This window comes from Thauera linaloolentis 47Lol = DSM 12138 (assembly GCF_000310205.1).
In the GTDB taxonomy this organism is placed as follows: domain Bacteria; phylum Pseudomonadota; class Gammaproteobacteria; order Burkholderiales; family Rhodocyclaceae; genus Thauera; species Thauera linaloolentis.
Genome location: NZ_AMXE01000144.1, coordinates 1 through 4785, shown reverse-complemented (window position 1 = coordinate 4785; position 4785 = coordinate 1). Strand labels below are relative to the sequence as shown.

Sequence of the window (4785 nt, the reverse complement as noted above, 5' to 3'; positions counted from 1 at the left end):
CCGGCAGCCGGGCGAGGCTGTCGCGCAGCGCGGACAGGTCCCGCGGGCGGGCGCTGCGCAGCGCGATGCGCGCGGTGATGCGGTCCACGTCGGCCACGCCGCGCAGCGCGGCACGGACGCTCGCGGTGCGGCGTCCATCGTGGCCATCGCCGGCGGATTCATCGCCCAGGCCGTTGGCGAAGCCGCCGGCCAGTTCGGCCACCGCGGCCTGGCGCGCGGCGGGAACGGTGCGGTCGCGCAAGGGGTGGTGCAGCGCATGGCGCAGCCAGCGCGAGCCCATGCTGGTGATGCAGGTGTCGAGCAGCGACAGCAGCGTGGGCGAAGCCTCGCCGCGCAGGGTTTCGGTCAGTTCCAGGTTGCGCCGGGTGGCGGCGTCGAGCCGCAGGTATTCGGATTCGCGCTCGACGGTGAGGCCGGTGACGTGGGCGAGGGTCTGGCGCTGCGTGGCCTGCGCATAGTCATACAGCGCCGCTGCTGCGCCGAGCGCCACCGGCAGGTCTTCGACGCCGAAACCGACCAGGTCGCGCGTGCCGAAATGCGCCGTCAGCAACCGAGTGCCCGTTTCGGCGTCGAACTGCCAGTCCGCCAGCCGGCGCAGTGCCGGGGCCAGGGTGTCGAGCAGCGGCAGCGACAGGCCGTCCGGAATCAGCACCTCCGCCGGGCGCAGGCGCTCGAACTGGGCCTGGAGCGTTTCGGCGGGGCACTGCATCAGGCGGAAGTCGCCGTTGGCAAGGTTGAGCCAGGCCAGGCCGAGCACGCCCCGGTGCAGGTTGGCCGCCAGCAGCAGCGCGTCGCGCCGGTCGTCCAGCAGTGCGGCGTCGGTCAGCGTACCGGGCGTGACGATGCGGCTGACGGCACGCTCCATCGGCCCCTTGGTCGCGCCGGGTTCGCCGACCTGTTCGGCGATGACCACCGCTTCGCCCAGCTTGACCAGCCGCGCCAGGTACTGTTCGACCGCGTGAAACGGCACTCCCGCCATCCTGATCGGCTGTCCGCCCGACTGCCCGCGCGTGGTCAGCGTGATGTCGAGCAGGCGCGCGGCTTTCTCCGCATCGCCGAAGAACAGCTCGTAGAAATCGCCCATGCGGTAGAAGAGCAGGGTGTCGGGATGCTGCAGCTTGATGCGCAAATATTGCTGCATCATCGGCGTATGGGCACCGATCTCGGCTTCGGTAAGCGGCTGCTTTGCTTGTGTTTTTTCCATGAATTCCAGCGCTTGCGCTGTTCCTGTCATCGGGGCCGGACGATCGTGCGCCTTGTTGTCCGTGCCGTCGGAATGCGGCCAATCGGGCGGGCATTTTACCAGCCCGGCCTTGCCGGGGCCCTGTTTCGAAAGGCGTCGCGCTGGAATCCAATGCCCGCCTGCGGGCTCCCCAGAAACGGTGTGCCTGCTATAGAGGAAAAAAATTCTCATCTTTACGGGCGCAATCTCCCCCCATGCCCGTCGTGCATCGGAGGGACCATGCCTCCCCCTGAACTGGCGCGCCGGCAGCAGCTTGCCGAACTGGATACCGAACACCATGATTGGTTGCGCGCCTGGCCGGTGTTCGGCGAGCGGGGGCAGATCGTTCGCGCCGGGCTGGGGCTGGAGAAGCCGTGACATCGGATAACATTCCGCGATGCATCGGTTGCCGGGCCGGCGGCGGGCTTGGATGTGAAGCGATTCGGAGCCGGCTGAGAACACCGGCCCCGCCTGAAATGCGCCGGCAATTCCACGGGTTGCCGGCGTTTCGTTGCCGGAATGAAACCTCAGTCGCCGAATACCCCTTCAAGGGTTTCGGCGAACAGGATGCGTTCGGTCCAGGAATCCAGCTCGGCCTCGCCGGCTTTGTCCAGCCGCTCGCGCACATTGTCGGACAAGGGGCCGAACTTCAGTTGCAGTTGCCGCGAGAGGGTGGCGACGCGCCCGCGCTCCATGCCCTGCTCAAGGCCTTGTTCCATACCTTGTTCGAGGCCCTGCAGCAGCCCCCGCTCGGTGGCTTTCCTTTCCAGAATGCTTACGTACGGCACGGTGTTTTCCTCCTTGAGCCGGTCCATCTGCTCAGTATAGTAAGGCTCGATTTCGGCCGGCAAGGCGACCAGCCATTCGACGAAGCGCAGCAGCCGGGCGATGGTCTCGGGGTCGAGCTGCTTTTTCAGGGCCAGGCGGTAGAAGCCGATGAGGTTGTCGACGCGCTGCTTGCCGCCCTTGACCAGTTTGGCGGTGAGTTGGGCGGCAGCGAGCAGGGCGAAGGGGTTGTCGGTGGCGAGCAGTTCGTCCAGGCGGGGTTGGAGGTCGAGCAGCTTGGCGGTGCGGAAGCGGAATTCGACGCCGCTGCCGGCCAGGGTTTCGCGGAAGCGGCCGGGGCGCCAGTTGGGGTCGGTGTCGGTGAGCACGGCCAGGCTGATGACGTGCTGGCGGTGGTGGTCGCGGATGCGGTGGTAGTAGAGAAACATGCGCTCGGGGAAGGCGGTTTCCCGTTCGCCCTGGACTTCGACGTGGATGAGCAGCCAGCGCACGGCGCCGGCGTGGAAATGGACGCGAGCGAGCTTGTCGACGTGGCGTCGGCCGTTGCGGCTGGTGGGGGCGATCTTCTGCAGTTCCTTGTCGAGGAAGGCGACGGGCCTGTTCCAGTCGATGGCGGCCTCGATGTCGGGGTAGAGCAGTTGCAGGAAGGGACGGAAGAAGCATTCGAGGGCTTCCTTCCAGGGGCTGTCGTGGTCTTCGGCGGGCGGGGACATGGGCGAATCCCGAGGGTTCATGCACAGGGCATGAATTTAGCATCGATTTCCGATTGATGCCAAAAGCATTTTTTGCGGGCCGGCGAGCCTTGCTTCCGCACGAGAGTACGGGTGCTTCCAGCCGGGCCCTGCAACACTTCGTGCAGTTCGTTCCAAGTGGTACCGGAAAGGGCCGGTTCGCGGCTCAGTGCGGTCTGCCTGTCCGCTGGCGCAAGGGCAGGCCAGTGTCTGGCGCGATGGGCGGACACTGGCCTGCGGTGTGGCGGGCGCTCAGGGGTGACCTGGTGGGTAAGGGTGGCGGGGGAAGCGCCTCAAGCCGCGGGGTTGATGGCCGGGTAGCTGCCGGTGCCTTCGGGCCAGGGGGTCAGGACTTCGAAGCCGTCCGGCGTCACGGCGACCATGTGTTCCCACTGGGCCGACAGCGAGTGGTCCTTGGTGACGACGGTCCAGCCGTCGGCGAGTGTCTTGGTCTCGCGCTTGCCGGCGTTGATCATGGGTTCGATGGTGAAGACCATGCCCGGCTCCAGGCGCAGGCCTTCGCCAGGGCGGCCGTAGTGCAGGACCTGGGGCGCATCGTGATAGATCTGCCCGATGCCGTGGCCGCAGTACTCGCGCACGACGGAAAAGCGTTCGCGGTGGGCTACGGTCTGGATCGCGTGGCCGATGTCGCCCAGCGTGGCGCCGGGGCGCACCGCGCGGATGCCGGCGACCATCGCCTCGTAGGTGGTGAGGACCAGGCGGCGCGCCAGCGGTCCGGGTTCGCCGACGAAGTACATCCGGCTGGTGTCGCCGAACCAGCCGTCCTTGATCACGGCGACGTCGATATTGACGATGTCGCCTTTCTTGAGAATCTTGCCGGGCGAAGGAATGCCGTGGCAGATCACGTGGTTGACCGAGGTGCATACCGTCTTGGGGTAGCCGTGATAGCCGATGTTGGCGGGAATGGCGCCCTGCACGTTGACGATGTGGTCGTGGCAGATGCGGTCCAGTTCGTCGGTACTGACGCCCGGCTTGACGTAAGGCGCCACGACGTTGAGCACTTCCGCCGCCAGCCGGCCGGCTGCGCGCGACAGGGCGATCTGTTCGGGCGATTTGATGGACACCGTGCTGTTCATCGGGCCTGGCCCCCCGTTGCATGTTCGGCCGCCGGCATCGGGCTGTCGTCGGTGAAGCATGCCAGGTCGAAGCCGCCTCCCGTCTGTTCCGCGCGCAGCAGCAGGCGGCAGAGGTCGCGATGGTTCATTTCGGGGTGGAGTTCGGAGAGCATGCCGATGCGCATCCAGTGCTCGGCCTGTGCGTTGATCGAGCGGCTGAGCGCGGTGCTGGCGACACGCAGGTTGGCGTGCATGATTTCGGAGATTTTGATGATTCCCATTCGAGAGATTATATATGAACCGTATATTGTTCGTATATCTTTTGTAGCCGTGCGGAGGGACAGGGGGCGGGCCGGGGATGTCCTGCCGCCCGGGCACGCTTGAACGGCGCTGCAGCCATGGCTGATTGGTCTTAAAAAACACAAACATGTTTGTGTGTTTATGTTAGATTTTCGATGCTTGTGCAGGAGGAGACAGTCGGGCGGTAGCCGCAGGAGCGGCGCCGTATCGGAATCCTGCCGGTTTGGGGGTGCCTGGGCACCGGACTGAAATGGATAGGAGGGGATGCACATGTTTGCCAAAGCGGTTTTCTGTGGCCTGGCCCTGTTTTGCCTTGGTGAAGTCGTTACCGCGTCCAAGACCGGCGACGGCGAGGCGCAGAAGCGCGCGCAGCTGCCCGGGTGCGATGCCGGGCAGGGGGGCTGCCAGGGGGTGCCGGTCGTGGCGGAGGCCACGGCGGACCGCTTCTTCACGATGGTGGCGCGCTACTGAAGAGATATTCCGGGCACGGCAGGTCTGCATCCGGCGCGCGTCCCAGGGCGGAGAGGCGCGCCGGACAGGCCGGGGACCGCTCAGGTCGAAGGTGGCAGTACCACGTCCTCGATCACCAGCAGCCCGCGCAGCGGGCCCGCGATGCGCCGGGCGTGCGCCGCCGCGGCCCGCCACGCCTGCTGCGCGGCAGCGGCATCGG

At 66.5% G+C, this 4785-nt stretch carries 6 protein-coding genes; 2 read left to right on the top strand and 4 right to left on the bottom strand.

The window, feature by feature from the left end:
- Nucleotides 1–1204: MutS N-terminal domain-containing protein (locus C666_RS18580; RefSeq protein WP_004348152.1), on the bottom strand; the 1204-nt coding region annotated here is incomplete at its 3' end.
- Nucleotides 1205–1462: 258 nt separating this feature from the next.
- Between C666_RS18580 and C666_RS20630 the strand changes: the two genes are divergently transcribed.
- Nucleotides 1463–1600, top strand: a complete 138-nt coding sequence (locus C666_RS20630; RefSeq protein WP_154666207.1) for a hypothetical protein — start codon at nt 1463–1465, stop codon at nt 1598–1600.
- A gap of 149 nt (nt 1601–1749) precedes the next feature.
- Here C666_RS20630 and C666_RS18575 read toward each other — a convergent pair whose 3' ends face one another.
- From C666_RS18575 to C666_RS18565, 3 genes are all read right to left on the bottom strand, one after another.
- Nucleotides 1750–2721 (bottom strand): RpnC/YadD family protein, encoded by a 972-nt coding sequence (locus C666_RS18575; RefSeq protein ID WP_004348149.1) that lies wholly within the window; start codon nt 2719–2721, stop codon nt 1750–1752.
- Between the two features lie 311 nt (nt 2722–3032).
- Nucleotides 3033–3836, bottom strand: a complete 804-nt coding sequence (gene map, locus C666_RS18570; protein WP_004348146.1) for a type I methionyl aminopeptidase — start codon at nt 3834–3836, stop codon at nt 3033–3035.
- Nucleotides 3833–4096, bottom strand: a complete 264-nt coding sequence (locus C666_RS18565; RefSeq protein WP_004348144.1) for a ParD-like family protein — start codon at nt 4094–4096, stop codon at nt 3833–3835. Before C666_RS18565 ends, map begins: the two co-directional genes overlap by 4 nt.
- A gap of 289 nt (nt 4097–4385) precedes the next feature.
- Between C666_RS18565 and C666_RS18560 the strand changes: the two genes are divergently transcribed.
- Nucleotides 4386–4586 carry a hypothetical protein gene (locus tag C666_RS18560; RefSeq protein ID WP_038000828.1) on the top strand — a complete coding sequence of 67 codons (201 nt, stop codon included), beginning with the start codon at nt 4386–4388 and terminating at the stop codon, nt 4584–4586.
- Nucleotides 4587–4785: the final 199 nt, after the last annotated feature.